Source organism: gamma proteobacterium symbiont of Axiagastus rosmarus (genome assembly GCF_059730925.1).
On record NZ_AP035925.1, the window covers coordinates 2,194,449 to 2,215,072 of the forward strand.

General features: G+C 58.8%; 19 protein-coding genes. 7 read left to right on the forward strand and 12 right to left on the reverse strand.

Features of this window, described 5'->3' with window-relative positions; translation table 11 throughout:
• Positions 1–59 precede the first annotated feature (59 nt).
• Positions 60–866, forward strand: a complete 807-nt coding sequence (locus tag AC6I8F_RS10205) for a trypsin-like serine peptidase (protein ID WP_021506118.1) — start codon at positions 60–62, stop codon at positions 864–866.
• 1 nt (position 867) lies between these two features.
• Here AC6I8F_RS10205 and hrpA read toward each other — a convergent pair whose 3' ends face one another.
• On the reverse strand, positions 868–4,764 hold the full coding sequence (gene hrpA / locus AC6I8F_RS10210; RefSeq protein ID WP_498027992.1) for an ATP-dependent RNA helicase HrpA: 3,897 nt from the start codon (positions 4,762–4,764) through the stop codon (positions 868–870).
• 254 nt (positions 4,765–5,018) lie between these two features.
• On the opposite strand from hrpA, the gene azoR reads away from it, so the two are divergent.
• Positions 5,019–5,618 (forward strand): FMN-dependent NADH-azoreductase, encoded by a 600-nt coding sequence (gene azoR / locus AC6I8F_RS10215; RefSeq protein ID WP_021506120.1) that lies wholly within the window; start codon positions 5,019–5,021, stop codon positions 5,616–5,618.
• 78 nt (positions 5,619–5,696) lie between these two features.
• Here azoR and AC6I8F_RS10220 read toward each other — a convergent pair whose 3' ends face one another.
• From AC6I8F_RS10220 to AC6I8F_RS10230, 3 genes are read right to left on the reverse strand one after another with little or no spacing between them, the layout of a single operon-like run.
• On the reverse strand, positions 5,697–6,017 hold the full coding sequence (locus tag AC6I8F_RS10220; protein WP_059008755.1) for a YdbL family probable chaperone protein: 321 nt from the start codon (positions 6,015–6,017) through the stop codon (positions 5,697–5,699).
• An 11-nt stretch (positions 6,018–6,028) separates the two neighbouring features.
• On the reverse strand, positions 6,029–6,217 hold the full coding sequence (locus AC6I8F_RS10225; protein ID WP_010618431.1) for a YnbE family lipoprotein: 189 nt from the start codon (positions 6,215–6,217) through the stop codon (positions 6,029–6,031).
• Complete coding sequence (locus AC6I8F_RS10230; RefSeq protein WP_267410544.1) at positions 6,214–8,832, reverse strand: YdbH family protein; 2,619 nt, start codon at positions 8,830–8,832, stop codon at positions 6,214–6,216. The genes AC6I8F_RS10225 and AC6I8F_RS10230 overlap by 4 nt, the downstream gene beginning before the upstream one ends.
• Before the next feature lie 165 nt (positions 8,833–8,997).
• Here AC6I8F_RS10230 and AC6I8F_RS10235 point away from each other — a divergent pair, with 165 nt between their 5' ends.
• Positions 8,998–9,990, forward strand: a complete 993-nt coding sequence (locus AC6I8F_RS10235) for a 2-hydroxyacid dehydrogenase (protein ID WP_059008751.1) — start codon at positions 8,998–9,000, stop codon at positions 9,988–9,990.
• 15 nt (positions 9,991–10,005) lie between these two features.
• On the opposite strand, the gene AC6I8F_RS10240 is transcribed toward AC6I8F_RS10235, so the two are convergent.
• Positions 10,006–10,278, reverse strand: coding sequence for a putative hemolysin (locus AC6I8F_RS10240; RefSeq protein WP_021506124.1), 273 nt, complete (start codon positions 10,276–10,278; stop codon positions 10,006–10,008).
• 189 nt (positions 10,279–10,467) lie between these two features.
• On the opposite strand from AC6I8F_RS10240, the gene AC6I8F_RS10245 reads away from it, so the two are divergent.
• Entirely contained in the window at positions 10,468–11,124 is a 657-nt protein-coding gene (locus AC6I8F_RS10245; RefSeq protein WP_021506125.1) for an MgtC/SapB family protein, read from the forward strand.
• A 77-nt stretch (positions 11,125–11,201) separates the two neighbouring features.
• On the opposite strand, the gene AC6I8F_RS10250 is transcribed toward AC6I8F_RS10245, so the two are convergent.
• Together AC6I8F_RS10250 and iraP are read right to left on the reverse strand one after the other, a co-directional pair.
• The gene (locus AC6I8F_RS10250; RefSeq protein ID WP_010618426.1) at positions 11,202–11,402 is read right to left on the reverse strand and encodes a DUF2767 family protein; all 201 of its coding nucleotides are present in this window, start codon (positions 11,400–11,402) and stop codon (positions 11,202–11,204) included.
• 146 nt (positions 11,403–11,548) lie between these two features.
• Positions 11,549–11,914 (reverse strand): anti-adapter protein IraP, encoded by a 366-nt coding sequence (gene iraP / locus AC6I8F_RS10255; RefSeq protein WP_010618425.1) that lies wholly within the window; start codon positions 11,912–11,914, stop codon positions 11,549–11,551.
• A 325-nt stretch (positions 11,915–12,239) separates the two neighbouring features.
• Here iraP and ttcA point away from each other — a divergent pair, with 325 nt between their 5' ends.
• Complete coding sequence (ttcA, locus tag AC6I8F_RS10260; RefSeq protein ID WP_021506126.1) at positions 12,240–13,175, forward strand: tRNA 2-thiocytidine(32) synthetase TtcA; 936 nt, start codon at positions 12,240–12,242, stop codon at positions 13,173–13,175.
• Positions 13,176–13,228: 53 nt separating this feature from the next.
• On the opposite strand, the gene AC6I8F_RS10265 is transcribed toward ttcA, so the two are convergent.
• The 3 genes from AC6I8F_RS10265 to AC6I8F_RS10275 form a co-directional block, all read right to left on the reverse strand.
• Positions 13,229–13,375 carry a hypothetical protein gene (locus AC6I8F_RS10265; RefSeq protein WP_021506127.1) on the reverse strand — a complete coding sequence of 49 codons (147 nt, stop codon included), beginning with the start codon at positions 13,373–13,375 and terminating at the stop codon, positions 13,229–13,231.
• A gap of 308 nt (positions 13,376–13,683) precedes the next feature.
• Positions 13,684–14,667: a zinc transporter ZntB gene (gene zntB, locus AC6I8F_RS10270; RefSeq protein ID WP_021506128.1), complete on the reverse strand. Its 984-nt coding sequence runs from the start codon at positions 14,665–14,667 to the stop codon at positions 13,684–13,686.
• Positions 14,668–14,795: 128 nt separating this feature from the next.
• Complete coding sequence (locus AC6I8F_RS10275; RefSeq protein WP_215480281.1) at positions 14,796–16,415, reverse strand: peptide ABC transporter substrate-binding protein; 1,620 nt, start codon at positions 16,413–16,415, stop codon at positions 14,796–14,798.
• Positions 16,416–16,603: 188 nt separating this feature from the next.
• On the opposite strand from AC6I8F_RS10275, the gene mpaA reads away from it, so the two are divergent.
• Positions 16,604–17,317, forward strand: coding sequence for a murein tripeptide amidase MpaA (mpaA, locus tag AC6I8F_RS10280; RefSeq protein WP_021506130.1), 714 nt, complete (start codon positions 16,604–16,606; stop codon positions 17,315–17,317).
• Here mpaA and ycjG read toward each other — a convergent pair.
• Complete coding sequence (ycjG, locus tag AC6I8F_RS10285; protein ID WP_021506131.1) at positions 17,286–18,272, reverse strand: L-Ala-D/L-Glu epimerase; 987 nt, start codon at positions 18,270–18,272, stop codon at positions 17,286–17,288. The two genes, mpaA and ycjG, sit on opposite strands and share 32 nt — an antisense overlap.
• Positions 18,273–18,423: 151 nt before the next feature.
• Between ycjG and tpx the strand changes: the two genes are divergently transcribed.
• On the forward strand, positions 18,424–18,927 hold the full coding sequence (gene tpx, locus AC6I8F_RS10290; protein WP_058780606.1) for a thiol peroxidase: 504 nt from the start codon (positions 18,424–18,426) through the stop codon (positions 18,925–18,927).
• A 58-nt stretch (positions 18,928–18,985) separates the two neighbouring features.
• Here the strand turns inward: tpx and tyrR are convergent, their stop codons facing one another.
• Complete coding sequence (gene tyrR, locus AC6I8F_RS10295; RefSeq protein ID WP_021506133.1) at positions 18,986–20,551, reverse strand: transcriptional regulator TyrR; 1,566 nt, start codon at positions 20,549–20,551, stop codon at positions 18,986–18,988.
• Positions 20,552–20,624: the final 73 nt, after the last annotated feature.

A 20,624-nucleotide genomic window follows, 5' to 3' on the forward strand; every position in this document is an offset into this window, starting at 1 on the left:
TAGTTATCGCTCAAGCGTGATGACCATAACCTCTATTTATTCTCGCCATTGAGAGAACTATGCGCCTGGCTATCCTGTTATTTGTAGGTCTTTTTAGCTTTAACCTCACAGCCCATGCCGATGATGAAGACGGCCCCAGCCCGGAAGAGATTAAGACCCTGTTCTTCGGCAAAGATCATCGTAAAGCCATTACCGACGTCAGTGCGGCGCCGTGGGATGCCATTGGTCAGTTAGAGACGGAAAGCGGCAATCTGTGCAGTGCCACGTTGATTTCGGCCCATCTGGCGCTGACGGCCGGACACTGCTTACTGACGCCCCCGGGCAAATTCGACAAGCCGGTCGCGCTGCGCTTTATGGCGGGTGCCAAAGGCTGGCGCTACGAAATTCATGATATTGACGCGCGCGTAGAGCCTTCGCTGGCGCGGCGTCTGCAGGCGGATGGTGAAGGCTGGATCGTGCCGCCAGACGCGGCACCTTACGATTACGGCCTGGTGATTCTGCACAATCCGCCGTCCGGTATCGTGCCGATTCCGCTGTTTGACGGTTCACGCAGCGATTTAACCGCCGCGCTGAAAACCACCGACCGCAAAGTGACACAGGCCGGTTATCCCGCTGACCATCTGGATACGCTCTACTCGCACAGCGATTGCCTGATCACCGGCTGGGCGCAGCGTGCCGTGCTGTCGCACCAGTGCGACACCCTGCCCGGCGACAGCGGTTCACCGCTGCTGCTGAAGCGCGACGGCGAGTGGCAGCTGATTGCGGTACAGAGCTCGGCGCCGGCACCGGCCGATCGCTATCGCGCCGATAACCGCGCCATTGCCGTCACATCCTTTAAAGACAAGCTGGAAGCGCTGGCGCAATAAGTCAGCCCAGCTGCTCCATCGCCTGCAGGATACGTTTGTCGGAGATGGGATACGGCGTGCCCAGCTGCTGCGCAAAATAACTGATGCGCAGCTCCTCCAGCATCCAGCGAATCGCCTGTACCTCTTCATCGTCCTGACGCTGCGGCGGCAGCTTGTTACGCCAGCTTTGCCACGCCTGCTCCACCGCCTGCACTTTCAGCATCCGCGCCCGATCGCTGTGTGGATCGACCGGCAGCTTCTCCAGCCGGCGCTCAATACCGTGCAGATAGCGCAGTGTGTCGCCCAGCCGCTGATAGCCGTTGCCGGTGACAAAACCGCGATACACCAGGCCGCTCAGCTGCGTTTTGATATCCGCCAGCGCCAGTGCCAGCGTCATGTCCACCCGCCCCTTGAGGAACTTGTTGATGTTGAACACGCTGGTGAGAATCTGCTCGACCTGGCTGGCGATGGTCACCACCGTGTCGTTGAGTTCGGCGCGTACTTTATCGCGCAATTGCTCGTAGTTTTCCTGCTGCCACGCCGGCCCACCGGCGTCCGCCATCAGCTTATCCACGCCGCAGGCGATACAGTCATCAATCAGCTCCAGCACTTTGCCGTACGGATTGAAATAGAGCCCGAGCTTGGCTTTGTTCGGCAGCTTCTCGTGCAGATACTTGATTGGCGAAGGAATGTTCAGCAGCAGTAACCGCCGCTGGCCGCGCCACATCATCTTCTGCTGCTCGCGTTCACTGTCAAACAGACGAATCGCGACGCTGTCTTTTTCATCCACCAGCGCCGGCCAGGCTTTGACCTGATAGTTGCCGCGCTTCTGCTCATAGTTTTGCGGCAGATCGCCGAAGCTCCACAGGTGTAATCCGCTCTGCTCCAGTCCGTCATCCGCCACCTTGGACAGCGTCTCCTGCACCTTGCCTTTCAGCACCTGCTTCAGCTGATGCAGGTCTTTGCCTTCCTGCAGCTTCCGGTTGTGCTCATCCACCACGCGGAAGGTCATTTTCAGGTGATCGGGCACCTGATCCCACTGCCAGGCGTCGCGCTCAATGGTGACGCCAGACATGCGGCGGAACTCACGCTCCAGCGCATCCAGCAGCGGCTGCTCCAGCGCCGTCACGCGGCCAAGAAAGGCTTCAGCGTAGTTGGGTGCCGGCACAAAGTTGCGTCGCACCGGCTTGGGCAGCGACTTAATTAGTGCGATGATCAGCTCGCGGCGCACGCCGGGGATCTGCCACTCGAAGCCGGCTTCGTCGACCTGGTTGAGCAGCGGCAGCGGGATGTGCACCGTCACACCATCCGCATCGGCCCCCGGTTCGAACTGGTAGCTGAGCTTCAGTTTCAGGTTGCCCTGATACCAGAAGTTCGGGTAATCCAGCTGGCTGACCTTCTCCGCGCCGTCTTTGATCAGCATTTGCTTATCAAAGCTCAGCAGATCCGGATTGTCCTTACTGGCCTGTTTCCACCAGCTGTCAAAATGCCGCGCTGAGACCACCTCGCTGCCAATGCGGCGATCGTAAAACGCAAACAGCGTCTCGTCATCGACTAAAATGTCGCGCCGCCGCGATTTGTGCTCCAGATCCTCGATTTCATTGCGCAGTTTCAGGTTGTTGCGGAAGAAGGCGTGACGCGTCTGCCAGTCGCCCTCCACCAGCGCATGACGAATAAACAGCTCCCGGCTGAGTTGCGGATCGATGCGGCTGTAATTGACCTTGCGCGCCTGCACAATCGGCAACCCGTACAGCGTGACCTTTTCCGTCGCCATGACTGCGCCCTGCGCTTTCTCCCAGTGCGGTTCACTGTAGCTACGCTTCAGCAGATGCTGGGCCAGCGGTTCGATCCACTCCGGATCGATGCGCGCCGCAACGCGGCCCCACAGGCGGCTGGTTTCCACCAGTTCCGCCACCACGGTCCATTTAGGCGGCTTCTTAAACAGGCCGGAACCGGGGAAAATAGCAAACCGCGCATTGCGTGCGCCGGTAAACTCCTGCTTTTCCGCATCTTTCTGACCGATGTGTGACAGCAAACCGGTGAGCAGCGCGCAGTGCACTTCGTGGTACGGTGCCAGCTCGCTGTTGAGCGGCATGCCCAGTTCCCGCACCACCTGACGCAGCTGGGTGTAGATGTCCTGCCATTCGCGCACGCGCAGGTAATTGAGATAATCGCTTTTACACTGGCGGCGGAACTGGTTGCCAGACAGCGCTTTCTGCTGTTCCTGCAGGTAGTTCCACAGATTAACAAAGGCGAGAAAATCCGACTCTTTGTCAGCAAAACGCCGGTGTTTCTCGTCAGATGCCTGCTGTTTCTCCACCGGACGCTCGCGCGGATCCTGAATCGACAGCGCAGCGGCAATAATCATCACTTCGCGCACGCAGCCAAATTTCTGCGCTTCCAGCACCATGCGCGCCAGGCGCGGATCGACCGGCAGCTGCGCCAGGCTGCGCCCGGACGGCGTCAGTTTGTACGCACCTTCCTCGCTCAGGGTGATCGCGCCGAGCTCCTCCAGCAGGCGCACGCCGTCCTGAATATTGCGCTTATCCGGCGCTTCGACGAACGGGAATGCGGCGATGTCGCCCAGTCCAAGCGCCGTCATCTGCAAAATTACCGACGCCAGGTTGGTACGCAGAATTTCCGGGTCAGTAAACGCCGGGCGGCTGAGGAAATCATCCTCTGAATAAAGGCGGATACAGATCCCTTCCGACACGCGGCCGCAGCGCCCTTTGCGCTGGTTAGCCGACGCCTGCGAGATCGGCTCGATCGGCAGACGCTGAACTTTGGTGCGGTAGCTGTAACGGCTGATGCGCGCGGTGCCGGGATCGATGACATATTTAATGCCCGGCACGGTGAGCGAGGTCTCAGCGACGTTGGTCGCCAGCACAATGCGGCGGCCGCTGTGCGCCTGGAACACCCGGTTCTGTTCGGCGTTGGACAGGCGCGCATAGAGCGGCAGAATCTCGGTGTGCGGTAAATCGCGCTTCATCAGCGCATCGGCGGTATCGCGAATTTCGCGCTCACCGCTCATGAAGATCAGGATATCGCCGCGCCCTTCGCTGCTCAGTTCGTCAACCGCATCGAAAATTGCCTGCAGCTGATCGCGCTCGGTGTCCTCGGCATCTTCCACCACCGGACGATAACGTACATCGACCGGATAAGTGCGGCCCGAAACCTCGATTACCGGGGCATTATTGAAGTGGCGCGAGAAGCGCTGCGGATCGATGGTCGCGGAGGTGATGATCACTTTCAGATCGGGACGACGCGGCAGCAGTTCGCGCAGGTAACCCAGCAGGAAATCGATGTTCAGACTGCGTTCGTGCGCTTCATCGATGATGATGGTGTCATACTGCAGCAGCAGACGATCCTGCTGAATTTCCGCCAGCAGAATACCGTCGGTCATCAGTTTGACCTGAGTGGTTTCGCTGACCTGATCGTTAAACCGCACCTTGTAACCGACGGTGCCGCCGGGTGTGGTTTCCAGCTCTTCGGCAATGCGGTTCGCCACGGTGCGTGCCGCCAGACGACGCGGCTGCGTATGCCCAATCAGCCCTTTCACACCGCGCCCGAGCGCCAGACAGATCTTTGGTAGCTGGGTGGTTTTACCTGAGCCGGTCTCACCGGCGACAATCACTACCTGATGATCGCGAATCGCGTCGGCGATGTCCTGCTGCTTCTGGCTGACCGGCAGATTGTCCGGAAACGTAATGCGCGGCGTCGCGGCGGCGCGCTGCGCCACGCGCTGTTCTGCCGCGGCGAACACCGGCTCCAGCTCAGCCATAATTTCCTGCTGCGCAGCGGGATTTTTCACCTTCGCCGCACCGTGCAGACGACGCTGCAGCGCTTTGCGGTCGCGCAGCATCAGGTTATCGAGCCGCGACCAGAGGGGGGCCAGAGGTGACGTAACGGATGATGACATAGTGATGAATTACCTGTTGTTGCAGTGAGCCGGCACTTGCGGCTCGGCGCCGGGCAGAATTTTCCGGCGGATTCAATCGATTAATGCCCGCCATCTTAGCACAGATTGGAACATCTCACCTGACCGGACGTGCCGCCTTATTCAATAATTTCGAACATAGGCCTCGAAATATTGCGCTTTTACCTGCCGGACGAACTCCGTAGAGTGTAACGCATTGAGCGGTAAGCCAACCGCGTAACGTACAGGAAAATACCATGAGCAAAGTTTTAGTTCTGAAATCAAGCATCCTTGCCGGTTATTCACAGTCTAACCAGCTGGCAGACTTCTACGCTGATGAAGCCCGCGCCAAAGGCGACGAAGTCACGGTACGCGATCTGGCTGCCCAGCCGATTCCGGTACTGGACGGTGAACTGGTTGGCGCCCTGCGTCCTTCAGACGCGCCGCTGTCGCCACGTCAGCAGGACGCGCTGGCCCTGTCCGATGAACTGATTGCTGAACTGCAGGCGCACGATACCGTGGTTATCGCCGCTCCGATGTACAACTTCAACATTCCTACTCAGCTGAAAAACTACTTTGACCTGATTGCCCGTGCCGGCGTCACCTTCCGCTACACCGAAGCAGGCCCGGAAGGTCTGGTGAAAGGCAAACGTGCGGTGATCCTCTCCAGCCGTGGCGGCATTCACAAAGACACCCCGACTGATCTGCTGACCCCGTACGTGAAACTGTTCCTTGGCTTCATCGGCATCACCGACGTTGACTTCGTGTTCGCCGAAGGCATTGCTTACGGTCCGGAAGTGGCAACCAAAGCCGCCAGCGATGCCAAAGACGCCATCAAACAGATTGTTGCTGCGTAATCATCATTAAAACAATGCTATCTGTCTTGCCGGGCCTGAGTGCCCGGCTTTTTTATGCCTGCGCTGTCGTGGAAGCAGCTATTTCTGCACCCACTGGCCATTAATCCCGCGCACATATTCGCCGCTGCGGGCACGGTTAACCAGCTTCTCGCCGGCGATGCGCGCCACCTCGGCGGTGGTGAGATTGTTCTGCTGCGCCACGCGCTGATACTGCTGGCTGCGGCCTTCATTGATGCGCTTAACCAGCGCCAGCGTCTCGTCATCCTGCTGACGAGCGGCGATATAACCGCTTAGCGTTTCGCCCACGCGCCCCTGCTGGCGCGCCTGATCCAGCGTCAGTGCCCAGGCCGACGGCACCAGCAAAAACGCCAGCAACAGCGCTATCCCCTTGCGTTTCATCGGGCCTCTCCTCAAAACAGTCCGCTCTGATTCTTCAGCAGCGCTTCGACGTCTTTATCCACCTTGATGTGGATTTCATGTTCGATTTTTACGTTCATGTTGATGGTGATTGGCTCTTTGGGTGCGGCGACTTCGATGCGCGGCACACAGCCCAGCAGCGGCAGTCCCGCTGTCAGCACCAGTAATGCCCTCAGGCTCATGGTTTCGGGTCCTTGTTGGATGGCAGGGTGGCGTTTTGCTCCACCCAGGATTGCAAATTATCGCCAAAGCGCAGGCTGCGCCACAGCTGGAACAGGTTTTCCTGATGACGGTAGTTAAGATTGACGGACTGGCGGCGGTTACTGAACTGGCTGGTGCCTTTCACCTCGCTTTGCAGAATCAGGTTACCGAAGTTATCCAGATCCAGCGTCGCCCACGAACGGGCAATCTCCATGTAGCGCAGCCAGTCCATCGCCGCCCCGGCGGCCACGTTATTGCTGACAATCGCATCCGCCATGTCTTTGTCCATGCGGAATGTCAGCGGGCCACTGTTAGCGATCCAGCCCTTTTCAATCAGCCAGTGCGGATTGTTCACCCACAGCGGCAATTCGCCATTCACTTTACCGGACATGGCAAACTGCTTCGGCTTGAGCGCCGTCACCAGCCGGCTGAGATCAATGTCACGCAGCGAAATCCGCGCCGGCTGATGCTGCGGTAAACGCAATGCTGGCATGCTGACGTGCCCGCCGAGCAGATCGAGATTGACGTTGCTGAGCGTCAGCGGCTGGCGCTCCTGCCACGGATAGTGGCCCTGCAGATCCGCGGTAATGTTCTGCAGCGCAAACTGGTTTTTCACTTCGGCGATGCGCAGCGACACCGGCCCGCGGCGCCCCAGCTGCCACTGATGATCTTTCAGGCGGAACGGCAGGATAAAATCGATGCCGTTGATTTCGCTGTCCGGCATCCATACGCTGCCCTGTTTCACCGCCCAGAAACCGCCCGCCTCAAACCCCTGGCCGCTGACGGCGGAAAAGGCCATCTGCGCGCGCAGCTCGCCAGACTGGATACGCATCTTCAGATCGCTGCTCAGCAGCGGCTGAAAGACACTGAGCGACTGCGCCGGCCACCAGGCTTCGCCGCGCAGCCGCTCGCCGTCCCAGCGGCCGTGCACGCGCAGCGGTCCGATGTCTTCAGCGGTCAGCTGACCGCGCCACAGAAAATGCCCCGGGTCTCGCCCTTTGGCATCGAAATGCAGTTCGGACGGCGGCAGCCAGCCACCGTAGCTAAAGCGGGTCTGGCCGGAACGCAGCGCAAACCCGCCGTTAAACGCCGGCTGTGCCACATCGCGCTGCCAGCGCACCGGCGCGGTCAGCGTCAGGCGCGGCTTATCCACCTGCACCATGCCGTACGCCAGCTGATCAAACCCGGTGTTCAGCGTATCGAGACTGATCAGGGTGTCGTGCCAGCTACCGGTGCCCTTCACATCCCATTTGGCGCTAAGCGGCGCCATCACGCCTTCGCCCCAGTAACGCCAGTTCCAGCGTCCGCTGTCTGGCCAGAAGTCGCTGGCGCGTCCGTCGAGATGCAGCCTGAAGCGGCCGAAACTGGGGTCGTGCGCGTTGAGAATCGCCTGTAACCGGCCGTTGATGCCGCGCGAGGCCACGCTGACGCCGGCCAGCGGCCAGCGCGCTTCATCCACTTCCAGCGTCGAGAGTAAGCGTCCGCGCAGGCGCAGCAGTGCGCCCGGCTGCAGGCTGAGCTGCGGATCGCTGAGCATGCCATGTAGTTGTCCGGGAATGGTGCCGTACAGCTGCAGGTCGGCAAACTTGCTTTCGCCGGTTAACTGGAACGGCAGTGCGCTGTCAGTCAGGCTCAGCTTGCCCGGCCCAACACTCAGTACCAGGTTGCCTTTCCCGCCGCGTCCGGCGGTCAGTAAATTGAAGCGGCCGCGGATCTGCGTCTGTTCCAGCCCCTGCTGCCAGTCATCCAGCGTCAGCGCCACGCCGCCCGACAGCGGCTGCGACCCGAATGGCCAGCGCCAGTGACCGGCAGTGATGCGGATTTGCTGCGCATCGACCTGCCACGGCAACTGCAACAACGGCTGTGGTTCCTGTTGCTGGCGCACCACCAGTTCGCCCTGCTGCTGCTGCCAGTTGAGCGTCAGCGCCAGCGGCTGCGGCCACTGCGTCAGGTTAAGCGCACCGCTGAGCTCACCCGCCACCGGCAGGCCATCGGCAAAAGTTGGCAGCGTCAGATTGCCATGCAGTTCGACCGGTTGCGGCAGAATGGGATGGCTGAGCTGCAGCTGATCAATGTGCAGCTGCTGCCCCTGCAGGCGCGCGGCGACGCGCAGGTTGTCGCCCTGATAACGCAGCTGCTGAAGGTCTTTGTCTAAAGTCAGATCGAAGCGGCCGGCATATTGCTGCCATGGCAAAATACTGAGCTGTTGCAGATGGATATCCGCGCCGGGCAGCATCTGCTGCCACTCTGCGAGGCTGCGCGGCGCATCGCGCGTGGCACTGTGCGGCAGCGCCTGCAGGCAATCGCTGTTTAGCGCCACCTCGCGCGCATCAAGCTGCCAGCGCTGTTGCGTCCGGCCAAGCCCCACGTCCGCGACCTGCGCCAGCAGGCAGTCACCGGCCAGATAGCGCACATCAGGAAATACCAGCCGGCCCTGCTGCCAGTGCGGCGCGCCGTGTAGCTCGACGCGGGTATTTTCCGGCAGCCAGATACCTGCCAGCCGCGGCAGCCAGTGCGTCAGCGTCAGCAGCAATCCCAGCAGCAGCAGTATCAGCGCCAGTAGCGCAGCAAGTAGTCGACGGAGGCCCCGCGTCATGGCTGTTAACGTTCCTGTTCTTTACCCAATCCTGACAGAGATGATGGCATGTTACGCCCGGCAAATGAAGGCGTTACCGCTTTAGTCTGGCTGAAGAACAGCAAAATGACGCGGAAAACGTTATCCTGATGTGATACCGACGTAACATTTTTCAGGAGCGAAACAATGAAAGTTGCGGTTTACAGCACCAAGCATTACGACCAGAAATACCTCGAGCACGTTAACGAAGGCTACGGATTTGAGCTGCAGTTTTTTGACTTCCTGCTGAGCGAAACCACGGCGAAAAACGCCGCTGGCTGTGATGCGGTCTGTATCTTCGTTAACGATGACGGGAGCAAAGCGGTGCTGGAGGAGCTGGCGGCGCTGGGCGTGAAATATATCGCGCTGCGCTGTGCCGGTTTCAATAACGTCGACCTCGACGCAGCCGCCGCGCTGGGACTGCAGGTGGTACGCGTGCCCGCCTATTCGCCGGAAGCGGTGGCGGAACACGCGGTAGGCCTGATGATGACGCTCAACCGCCGCATTCACCGCGCTTACCAGCGCACGCGCGATGCCAACTTCTCGCTGGACGGCCTGACCGGTTTCAACATGCATAACAAAACCGCTGGCGTGGTCGGCACCGGCAAGATTGGTGTGGCGACAATGCGCATCCTGAAAGGTTTTGGCATGCGTCTGCTGGCGTACGATCCGTACCCCAGTGACGCCGCGCTGGCGCTCGGGGCGGAATATGTTGATTTGAAAACGCTGCTGGCGGAGTCCGATGTCATCACCCTGCACTGTCCGCTGACGCCGGAAAACCATCATCTGCTCAACGCACAGGCGTTCAGCCAGATGAAAGATGGCGTGATGATTATCAATACCAGCCGCGGTGGGCTGATTGATTCACAGGCGGCGATTGAGGCGCTGAAACAGCAGAAAATCGGCTCGCTCGGCATGGACGTGTATGAGAACGAACGCGACCTGTTTTTTGAAGACAAGTCGAATGACGTGATTCAGGACGACGTGTTCCGCCGCCTGTCGGCCTGCCACAACGTGCTGTTTACCGGCCATCAGGCCTTTCTCACCGCCGAAGCGCTGACGGCGATTTCAGAAACCACGCTCAGTAATTTACAGCAGCTGTCACGCGGGGAAACCTGTTCGAATCAGGTTAAGGCGTAAGGTTCTGCGCCTGCGTTAGCGGGCGCAGGCACCGCCGATCAGCGCCTGTTCGTCGCAGCGACGACCGTTAGCCAGCTGACACATCCCGATGCGTGAACCGTCTAACTGACGCGAGAACGCCAGCGTGCCGCCTGCGCTGTTGCAGTTGGCTTCTGCCATGGACGACATCACGACGTGCGGCTGCACGTGCGCGGCGGTGGCCTGTTGCGGCGGTTCATTGTCGCTGTTGCTGCTGCAGGCAGAGAGTAACAGCGCTGCGCCGGCCAGCAGTAAAGTTGCGGCTTTCATCGGTCGGGCTCCGGGAGTGTGAGCGGAAAAGTCGCACCAGCATATGTCAGCAGCGGTGCGCGATCGATAGGCGACACAGCTTTTTACAAAATTTAATATCGTCGTTGGCAAGCAGAATTATCCTGATTGCAGCGTTTTGCCTCTTTTCTCTGCCTGTTCATAAAAAACATCAATCAATAAGGAGGAAGGATGTTAGCCGACATGCTCATCCGCATCGCATTAGCCGGAATACTGGGCGGACTGATTGGCCTGGAGCGCCAGATGCGCGCTAAAGAAGCGGGCCTGCGCACCCACATTCTGGTCGGCATTGGCAGCGCCATGTTCATGCTGGTGTCAAAATATGGCTTTGCCGATATGCTGACTAACGACCATGTGGCGCTGGATCCCAGCCGTATTGCGGCGCAGGTGGTCAGCGGCATGGGCTTTCTTGGCGCCGGCACCATCATCATTCAAAAGCAGATTGTGAAAGGCCTGACGACCGCCGCCGGCCTGTGGGTGACCGCCGCGATTGGCCTGGTGATCGGTAGCGGCATGTACGAAATCGGTATTTACGGCACGGTGCTGGCGCTGGTGGTGCTGGAAACGTTCCGCCGAATCAGCCACTGGCTGATTGGCCGCCATCACACTCTTATCGTCCATCTCAAAGCCAAAAGCGTACCGCTGGTGTTGCTGGTACTGCAGCGCGAAAATTTGCGCTATGGCCACATCGCTGTAGTCAATCGTAACGAAGAGAGCGGCCTGTGCGAGCTGAGCGTTGAGGTGACGTTGTCACGCAGATTTCCTATGCACAGCATTTATGACAAAGTGATGGAAATCAAAGGTGTGCAGTCGCTGGAAATGGTTTGACTGCGCTGGCGCTGGCGGGTTAACCGCTGCCGTGGAGGGAAGATAAAAAGCCCGGCACTGAAGGCCGGGCGGCTGGGTTAGCAGGGTTTGAGTTGTCCAATCGCCATTTCAACAGCGCGATTGGGCGCGCCGGTTAATTCCCGATAGCGCAGTTGCAGGTTCCGCAACTCGCTGGCCAGCACCTCTTTTTCGGTAGCGGCACCGCGCTGCGCCAGTTCCAGATAGCATTGCCCCACCAGCCGGCACGCCTCCTCAAACACCATATCGTACGTTTGCATTATTCCTCTCCTCACCTTTAAAAACTAAAAAAAGCGCTGAATCCATCCTGTCAGCGCAGTGAGAAGAAATCTTTACCCAGATCAATAAATATGCAGTTACCGCTGGCAAAATGTGCGCAATGGTAGCCGACTGCGGCGCTGCGTGATTAAGACGGATCCTTTTTGTCGTCATCGCTGGCGCTGCTCACACCGGTAATACCTTCCAGCGCCTGCTGGTTGATGACATCATCGGCGCTGTCAACCGCACGCGAAATCGTCAACAGATCCTGGAACTCGCTCAGCAGAATAGCGGCGTCCGACTTAAGCATATCGTCAGCCTCGGCTGACTCAATCACCATGTTGATGGCTTTGTTGGCGCTTTCAATAACTTCAGTGACACCGCCTTTCTTACTGACGGCCAGTACCAGCGCACCGATCAGCAGCGACTGAGCCTCAACGCGCGCGGTCAACTGCTTGGTGGTGGCATCAATTTGTGAAATCTTCGCCAGCATGCTTAACACAACATTTTTCATCGCTTATTCCTCCCTGGGGAAGCAGGCAGTGTACCGCTTGCCAAATCCGCGACAAACTAAAAATTGTGAATAGCGCAACAGGTCTCTGAGCGCGATCGCGCGGCGCACAGAGCGCATCACTGGCAAACCCATAAATCGTGCTGGAATTTGGCGCTGTAATCCGTACCATACGCCACAGACTTTTCCTGCTGACTGCGGTCAGCCGGCACCCATAAAGGCCAGCGCAGCGACCCACAGCGTGCGCGGACACGGTTAATGCAGGCCTGGCGAGGGCCGCATCAACGCGACATCCGCAGCTGACCAGCGATCACCGAGACCGAAATTCATGTCTGAACATCAAGAAGTTAATAAAAAAGAGCAGTACAACCTGAACAAACTGCAGAAGCGCCTGCGCCGTAACGTCGGTGAAGCGATTGCGGATTTCAACATGATTGAGGAAGGCGATCGCATCATGGTGTGCCTGTCCGGCGGTAAAGACAGCTACACCATGCTGGAAATTCTGCGTAACCTGCAGCAGAGCGCGCCGGTCAACTTTTCGCTGGTGGCAGTGAATCTTGACCAGAAACAGCCGGGATTCCCGGCACACGTGCTGCCGGCTTACCTCGACACGCTGGGCGTGGAGTATCAGATCGTCAACGAAGACACTTACTCCATCGTTAAAGAAAAAATTCCGGAAGGCAAAACCACCTGCTCGCTCTGTTCACGCCTGCGTCGCGGCATTCTTTACCGTACCGCCACTGAACTGGGCTGCACCAAGATTGCCTTAGGTCACCATCGCGATGACATCCTGCAAACGCTGTTCCTCAACATGTTTTACGGCGGCAAGATGAAAGGCATGCCGCCAAAACTGATGAGCGATGACGGTAAACATATCGTGATTCGCCCGCTGGCCTACTGCCGCGAAAAAGATATCGTGCGATTCGCCGAAGCGCGCCAGTACCCTATCATTCCGTGCAACCTGTGTGGTTCACAGCCGAACCTGCAACGCCAGGTGGTTGCCGATATGCTGCGTGACTGGGACAAGCGCTATCCGGGCCGCATTGAAACCATGTTCAGCGCCATGCAGAACATCGTGCCATCACATATGGCTGATATTAATCTGTTTGATTTTAAAGGCATTAAGCATGGTGATGCGGTGGTTGACGGCGGGGACATTGGTTTTGATCGCGAATCGCTGCCAGCGCAGCCCGTCGGCTGGCAGGCTGACGAGGACGATCAGCCGGACCTGAGCGCTCGCCTCGACGTGCTGGAAATTAAATAACGCGGTGACTTTGCAACATAGAGGCGCGTCGCTGCGGCAACGCGCCTTTTTTATTAGCGGTGCGGTGGAGGATCGCTAATCGGCGGAAACTCAGGATCGTGCGGCGGCTCAGGCTCGGGGATCGGCTGCGGTTGCGGCACGGGTTCGGGAATCGGTGGCGGATCGGTCGGGATAGGTTCGCTGGCGTGAATCATGCGCATGCCGTTCTCCTGTTCGCTGAATGTCTGTTAAGCATAGGAAAGGATGCGGCAGCAAGCCAAACGGCAAAAAAAAAGCCGGCGGATAAGCCGGCGTCGTACGAATCAAATGTGCTATGCAGTAATTCAAAAAAAGGAAGTAAGACAATATGGAGCGCAACGCCCATCGCTTGACGTTGCATTCACCTGCGGGAGAGAGTTTGCCCCGGTTGGGCTATGCGCTTATTGATGTCGATCAGGTTTTTTCCGCTTTTCTCCCCTGCACCGCCACAATTACCCGTTCATGACCTGCAGATAACCCCCTGATAACATCACAGCCAGTTGCGGCGTTTCAGCCACAGCGCGACCCCCAGCACCATCACCAGTAACAACCCGCAGAACATGGTAAAGCCGTGCGGCCAGCTGCCACCGGGAATGCCGCCGAGATTGACGCCAAACAGCCCGGTGAGAAACGTGGCAGGCAGGAAAATCATCGCCATCAGCGACATGGTGTAAGTGCGCCGGTTCATGGATTCCGCCAGCAGCGAGGCCACTTCATCCGCCAGAATACCGGTACGCGCCACGCCCGCATTGAGGTCATCCAGTCCGCGCCCCAACCGGTCCGCGACATCCTGCATGCGGCGGCGATCGTCATCGCTCATCCACGGCAGTTTCTCGCTTGCCAGCCGCGCATAGACATCACGCTGCGGCGCCATATAGCGGCGCATCACGATCAGCTGTTTACGCAGCAGCGCCAGCTCTCCGCGCGCCGGGACCTGCTGGTCCATCAGCGCATCTTCCAGCGCGATAATTTTATCGTGCATCTCTTCAATGAATTCGCTGGCGTGGTCGGTGAGCGCATCGCAGACGTCCACCAGCCAGCTGCCGCCGTCCACCGGCCCGTTGCCGTTTTGCAGATCGGTCAGCACTTCATCGATGGCATACACTTTACGACGGCGGGTAGAAACAATCAGCTTGTCATTAATAAATACCCGCATCGCCACCAACTGGTCCGGGCGCGAATCGGCGTTATGATTCACGCTGCGCAGCACGATCATAAAGCCGTCACCGAGGCGCGTCACGCGCGGTCGCATGCTGTCACCGGCCAGCGCATCCCGCACCGCATCAGGAATCAGCGGCGTGTGCTGCAACCAGTCAGCGCTCTGCCGCTGGGTGTAGTTCAGATGCAGCCAGCAGTGACGCTCGCAGTTGATGACATCTTTATCTTCAATGGCGATAACGCCACCCTTGCCGTCGAACTGGCAGGCGACAATCGCATCCGACACCTGCAGCGCTTTTCCTTCAATGACGTTCACGTACTCGCCTCACTAACAAAAACAATACGATACAGTCTAGCGCGGCGCGGGACAGTTGCAATTACCAGGGTGTGAGTAAAAATGACAGCGCAACCGGGTCGTTCACCGCCCTCCGTGGCGGTTCAACGTCAGTGCTTCTCAATCCACAATTCCCGGCTGTAGGCAACGTCTTCCGGATTAGTGATGGGATAGCCCTTAACCCACGGCTTGATCAGCCGCCCGTTGGTGTACTGGTAGATCGGCGCAATCGGCGCCTGGTCAGCGATGATCTGCTCGGCTTTGTTGTAATCGGCATTGCGCGCCGCCACGCTGGTTTCATTGCTGGCCTTACTCAACACCGCATCATATTCCGCGTTACTGAAGCGGGAAATATTGCCGCTGTGGCTGGCGGTCAGCAGGCTGAGGAAGGTCGATGGCTCATTGTAATCGCCCACCCAGGAAGCGCGGATCACATCGAAATTACCGCTGTTGCGGCTGTCGATATAGGTTTTCCACTCCTGGTTCTGCAATGTCACGTCAACGCCGAGATTCTTTTTCCACATCGAGGCTACCGCAATCGCAATCTTCTGGTGACTTTCAGAGGTGTTATACAGCAGCGTCAGGTGCAGCGGTTTAGCCGGGCCGTAACCGGCGGCGGTCAGTAGGGCTTTGGCCTGCGCATTCAGTTCCTGCTGGCTGTGCTGCTGCAGATAGCTCTGCTGCGGCGTGAAGCCGGCAGTGACGTCCGGTGTGAAGTGCCAGGCCGGTTTCTCGCCGGTGCCCAGCACTTTTTCCGCGATAATGCGGCGGTCAATGCTCCATGACAGCGCCTTACGCACCCGCACATCCGCCGTCGGCCCTTTCTGGGTATTAAACGCGTAGTAGTAGGTGCCAAGCTGATCCGGCGTATACACCTGCCCCGGCAGCTCTTTTTTCAACAGGCCGTACATATTTTTCGGGAAGGATTCCGTGATATCGATATCCCCGGCGCGGTAACGCTTGGTAGCGCTGGATTCTTCATTGATGGGAATAAAGGTCACTTTCGTCAGTACCGAATGGGCGTTATCCCAGTAGTGCGGGTTACGCACCAGCACAATCTTTTCGTTAACCACGCGCTCCTGCAATTGATAAGCGCCATTGCCCACCAGTTTACCCGGCGCAGTCCAGCCATCGCCGTTTTGCGCGATGACCTTTTGCGGCACCGGGAACATGGCCACGTTAGCCACCATGCTGGGGAACCACGGTAGCGGACGTGACAATGTCACCTTGAGGTGCGTTTCATCGGTAGCCACCACGCCCAGCTTGTCCGGGCTCATCTGCCCTTTGGTGATGGCTTCAGCATTATCAATGCCGCTCAGCGCAGCAAACCAGGCGAAAGGCGAACTGTTTTTAGGATCGACCAGACGTTGCCAGCTATAGACAAAATCCTGTGCGGTCACCGGCTGGCCATTAGACCAGCGTGCGTCTTTGCGCAGCGTAAACAGCCAGGTTTTGTTGTCGTTGCTGCTCCAGCTCTGCGCAACGCCCGGCACGATTTTGCCCTGCGCGTCCTGGTTAGTCAGCCCTTCAAACAGATCGCGTAGCACCTGAATCTCCGGCAGACCGACCGCTTTGAGCGGATCAAGCGAGGCCGGTTCATCTTTGATATGGCGCACGATTTCCTGGCTGCTGGCCAGTTGCGCCCCGGCAGGCACACTGGCGGCATAGGCGGATGAGAGAGCGCTGCTGATGATGAGCGCGGCCAGCGTGGTGCGGAAAGTTAGTTTCATCACGACTCCTTGACCCGAAAAAAGGGCGACGGCCAAACCAATGCGTCGCCAGCAACTTTTCGCACTTTATCGCAAATCGCTGATTGATAAATAGCTATTTCCCCGTCTGCTGTTTACCGTTATGTTGAGGCTGGATGGCAGCTCACAATTTTTACGGCTGAACGCGATGCATGACAGAGAGGAAAGTTATGTCGACACACCACCCGCGCCCGCTGCGCGGTAAGCTGGACGCCGTCTGGCAACAGTATGGACATTCGGTGCTGGGTGCGCCGCTGCTGTGGTTTCCGGCACCGGCGGCCGACGAGGACAGCGGACTGATTATCGCCGGCACCCACGGCGATGAAAACGCGGCGGTGGCCACGCTCTCTGCCGCCATGCGCACGCTGCCGGACACGCTGCGGCGTCATCATGTGATTCTTGCGGTCAATCCGGATGGCTGCCAGCTCGGGCTGCGCGCCAATGTCAACGGTGTCGATCTCAACCGCAACTTCCCTGCCGCCAACTGGCAAGCGGGCGATACCGTCTATCGCTGGAACAGCGTGGCCGACGCGCGCGATGTGTTGCTCTCAACCGGGAACGCACCGGCGTCAGAGCCGGAAACCGCCGCACTGTGCCAGCTGATTCATCGTATCCGGCCGCGCTGGGTCGTCTCCTGGCACGAACCGCTGGCCTGTATTGATGATCCGCACCATAGCCCCCTGGCCAGCTGGCTGGCGGAACAAACCGGTCTGCCGGTGGTGAGCAGCGTCGGCTACGCCACGCCGGGCTCGTTTGGCAGCTGGTGCGCCGATCTCAGTCTGCCCTGCATCACCGCCGAAATGCCCGCCATCTCGGTGGACGAAGCCACCGAGGTGTATCTCGATGCGATGATCAACCTGCTGCGCTGGCAGCCGTCGTCTTAAGCACGCCGTGCGAGAAGTGCAGCGACGGTTCCACATCGGCCGCCAGCCACGTCGGACCGTCGAGATCAGCAAACGTGGCCTGCGGCGTTAACGGTAGCGCGGCACGAATGGCGCGCGAGGTACACAACATACAGCCCAGCATGATGGCAAATCCCTGCGCGCGCGCGGCCGTGGCCAGCGCCAGCGCTTCGGTCAGCCCACCGGTTTTATCCAGTTTGATATTCACCATGTCGTAGCGCCCGTGCAGGGCTGCCAGACTGTCGCGCGTGTGGCAGCTCTCATCCGCACAGATCGGTAGCGGATGGATAAAATGGGCCAGCGCCGCATCCTGCGCGGCAGGCAGCGGCTGCTCCAGCATCGCCACCTGCAAATCCGCCAGCAGCTGGCAGCGCGCCGCCAGCCCTTCAGCCTGCCAGGACTCATTGGCATCGACGATCAGCGTGGCGTCCGGCACCGCACTGCGGATCGCCACCAGCCGTTCGCTGATCAGATGGTTATCCAGCTTAATTTTCAGCAGGCGCGCGCCGTGCTGCCACAGCGCCAGCGCGCTGCTGGCCATCGCTTCTGGCGTATCAATGCTGACGGTATGCGCCGTGACGATCTCCTGTGCCGGCACCGCCTCACACAGCGCCGCCAGGCTGGTACGCTGCTGCTGGCGCTCCAGATCCCACAGCGCGCAATCAATCGCGTTGCGCGCGGCACCGGCCGGCAACGCCTGTTGCAGCGCCGCCCGCGTCATGCCGTTTTGTAACGCACCGAGCTGTGAAGCAATCTGCTGCAGCACCGAAGCCTCACTTTCGCCATAGCGCGCATAGGGCGTGGCCTCGCCAATCCCTTTGAGGCCATCCTGCTCAATCTCCACCACCACCACGTGCGCCTCGGTGCGGCTGCCGCGCGAAATAACAAACGGCGAGTGCAGCGGCCAGGCTTCCGGATAACTTTTCACTGTTCTCATACTGACTCCTCAAATCCATGACGTCATAACGTGCTGGTGCAGCTCCACGTTGAATTAGGCTCGTAAACCCTTAAAATTTATGTCATAAACAAACGCTATACCTGTTCTGGTGGGGTTAACGCCAGATATTTCATCGTTAAAAGGAAATTGTATGTCGCAGAATGTTCACTTTCAGGGCAATCCGGTGCCGGTTGCCGGCCACTTCCCGCAGGCTGGCGAGCAGGCAAAACCGTTCAACCTGGTAGCGAAAGATCTCAGTGATGTGTCCCTTTCTCAGTATGCAGGCAAACGCAAAGTTCTGAACATTTTCCCAAGCATTGATACCGGCGTGTGCGCCGCGTCGGTGCGCAAATTCAACGAGCGTTCTGGCGAAGCTGACAACACCGTGGTGCTGTGCATCTCTGCCGATCTGCCGTTTGCGCAGTCGCGCTTCTGCGGCGCCGAGAACGTTAACAACGTAGTGACGCTGTCTACGCTGCGCGGTGCAGAATTTATTGAAAATTACGGCGTCGCGATCGCCGATGGCCCGCTGAAAGGCCTGACCGCCCGCGCGGTGGTGGTGCTGGATGAGAACGACAAGGTGCTGTACAGCGAGCTGGTGAATGAAATCACCGAAGAGCCGAACTATGAAGCGGCACTGGCAGCGCTGAAGTAAGGTCACTGCTGATAAAAAAGCCGTCTGTCACAGACGGCTTGTTGATGCAGAACGCGGATTATTCGCCTTCGCTGCGTTTCTGGCCGAGGCCATATTCGCGCAGCTTGTTGGCGATCGCGGTGTGTGACACCCCAAGGCGTTTCGCCAGTTTACGCGTGCTGGGATACGACAGATAGAGACGAGTCAGCACGGAACGCTCGAAACGGCTGGTGATTTCATCCAGCGACCCTTCCATTGCCTCTTCGCCCAGCGACACATCCAGCGCCTGCTCCGGCAGCACGATATCCTGCGGACGCAGTTCATAACCTTCCAGCTGCGTGAGCGCGCGATACAGCGCATTTTTCAACTGGCGCACGTTGCCCGGCCAGTTATAGCGCGTCAGGAACGGCGTCAGCTGCGGTGACAAACGTGGGCGCGGCAGCCCCTGCTCATCGGCGAAGCGCGCCACAAACATTTCGGTGAGCGGCAGAATATCCAGCGGACGTTCGCGCAGCGGCGGCAGATTCAGCGTCAGCACGTTCAGACGATAGAACAGGTCTTCGCGGAACTCGCCGCGCTGCACCAGCTCAATCAGGTTCTTTTGCGTGGCGCAGATCACGCGCACATCCACGTGCACTTCATGATCCTCGCCGACGCGGCGGAAGGTGCCATCGTTCAGGAAGCGCAGCAGTTTAGTCTGCATGCGCGGCGACATCTCGCCGATTTCATCCAGCAGCACCGAGCCGCCGTTCGCCTGCTCAAAGAAGCCCTTCTTCCCTTCCAGCGCGTTGGGATACGCGCCCGCCGCGTGACCAAACAACTCGCTCTCAGCGACGTCATCCGGGATCGATCCGCAGTTGAGCGCCAGGAACGGTTTTTTACCGCGTGCGCTGCGCAGATGGCAGGCGCGCGCCAGCATATCTTTACCGGTGCCGGTGTCGCCGACAATCAGCAGCGGCGCATCGTGCATCGCCAGCTTGCGCGCCTGGTCGATCACCTGACGCATTTTCGGCGTCACCGCCACGATGTGATCGAATTCGGAGTCATCGGTGACGCTGAGATTCTGCAACTGCCGCCCCATGCGCGCAGTGGATTTCAGGGTGATCATCGCGCCTACCGGCTGGTCGTTCTGCTCATCTTCCTGCGCCAGATAGATCGGGCGCGCTTCCATGAGGAAATCACGCCCCTGGATCACCACATGCTGCGCCTGCGCGTCAACACGTTCACTCTCCAGCCAGCGCTGGAAATTAAAGCCGGCAATCAGCGTGCCGGCGTTCTGGTTACGAATCTTCTGTTCGTCGAGGTTAAACAGGTTCTGCGCCGCCGGATTCGCCAGTTCGACTTTACCTTTCAGGTCGAGGGAGAACACCGGCTCGGGCATCGCCACCAGCAGCGCGCTCAGCGCGCGATGTTCACGCTCAGACGGCATGAAAGACACGGTGCGAACGTCTGTCACGCCCGGTGTACGGCGAATCTCCGCCATCAGGTTACTGAATGCGTCAAATTCCAGCGCAGAAAAGTTGAGGTAGATGCGGCCCAGCGAGGCAATTTCAATGCCGCGCAGGTCAATATTACGGGCAACCAGCAGGTCGAGTAGCTCGCGCGCCAGACCGATACGGTCCTGGCAGAAAACTTCCAAACGCATTGCGATGAGCCTTAGTCAGGTTTTGATTTTAGAGATAATACGCTAACTTGCAGCGCCTCAGAAGGGTTCTGTC

Excerpts from the sequence above, each read along its gene's own strand:
- AC6I8F_RS10205 (WP_021506118.1), top strand. The coding sequence starts at position 60 with ATGCGCCTGGCTATCCTGTTATTTGTAGGTCTTTTTAGCTTTAACCTC.
- hrpA (WP_498027992.1), bottom strand. The coding sequence starts at position 4,764 with ATGTCATCATCCGTTACGTCACCTCTGGCCCCCCTCTGGTCGCGGCTC.
- azoR (WP_021506120.1), top strand. The coding sequence starts at position 5,019 with ATGAGCAAAGTTTTAGTTCTGAAATCAAGCATCCTTGCCGGTTATTCA.
- AC6I8F_RS10220 (WP_059008755.1), bottom strand. The coding sequence starts at position 6,017 with ATGAAACGCAAGGGGATAGCGCTGTTGCTGGCGTTTTTGCTGGTGCCG.
- AC6I8F_RS10225 (WP_010618431.1), bottom strand. The coding sequence starts at position 6,217 with ATGAGCCTGAGGGCATTACTGGTGCTGACAGCGGGACTGCCGCTGCTG.
- AC6I8F_RS10230 (WP_267410544.1), bottom strand. The coding sequence starts at position 8,832 with ATGACGCGGGGCCTCCGTCGACTACTTGCTGCGCTACTGGCGCTGATA.
- AC6I8F_RS10235 (WP_059008751.1), top strand. The coding sequence starts at position 8,998 with ATGAAAGTTGCGGTTTACAGCACCAAGCATTACGACCAGAAATACCTC.
- AC6I8F_RS10240 (WP_021506124.1), bottom strand. The coding sequence starts at position 10,278 with ATGAAAGCCGCAACTTTACTGCTGGCCGGCGCAGCGCTGTTACTCTCT.
- AC6I8F_RS10245 (WP_021506125.1), top strand. The coding sequence starts at position 10,468 with ATGTTAGCCGACATGCTCATCCGCATCGCATTAGCCGGAATACTGGGC.
- AC6I8F_RS10250 (WP_010618426.1), bottom strand. The coding sequence starts at position 11,402 with ATGCAAACGTACGATATGGTGTTTGAGGAGGCGTGCCGGCTGGTGGGG.
- iraP (WP_010618425.1), bottom strand. The coding sequence starts at position 11,914 with ATGAAAAATGTTGTGTTAAGCATGCTGGCGAAGATTTCACAAATTGAT.
- ttcA (WP_021506126.1), top strand. The coding sequence starts at position 12,240 with ATGTCTGAACATCAAGAAGTTAATAAAAAAGAGCAGTACAACCTGAAC.
- AC6I8F_RS10265 (WP_021506127.1), bottom strand. The coding sequence starts at position 13,375 with ATGCGCATGATTCACGCCAGCGAACCTATCCCGACCGATCCGCCACCG.
- AC6I8F_RS10275 (WP_215480281.1), bottom strand. The coding sequence starts at position 16,415 with ATGAAACTAACTTTCCGCACCACGCTGGCCGCGCTCATCATCAGCAGC.
- mpaA (WP_021506130.1), top strand. The coding sequence starts at position 16,604 with ATGTCGACACACCACCCGCGCCCGCTGCGCGGTAAGCTGGACGCCGTC.
- ycjG (WP_021506131.1), bottom strand. The coding sequence starts at position 18,272 with ATGAGAACAGTGAAAAGTTATCCGGAAGCCTGGCCGCTGCACTCGCCG.
- tpx (WP_058780606.1), top strand. The coding sequence starts at position 18,424 with ATGTCGCAGAATGTTCACTTTCAGGGCAATCCGGTGCCGGTTGCCGGC.
- tyrR (WP_021506133.1), bottom strand. The coding sequence starts at position 20,551 with ATGCGTTTGGAAGTTTTCTGCCAGGACCGTATCGGTCTGGCGCGCGAG.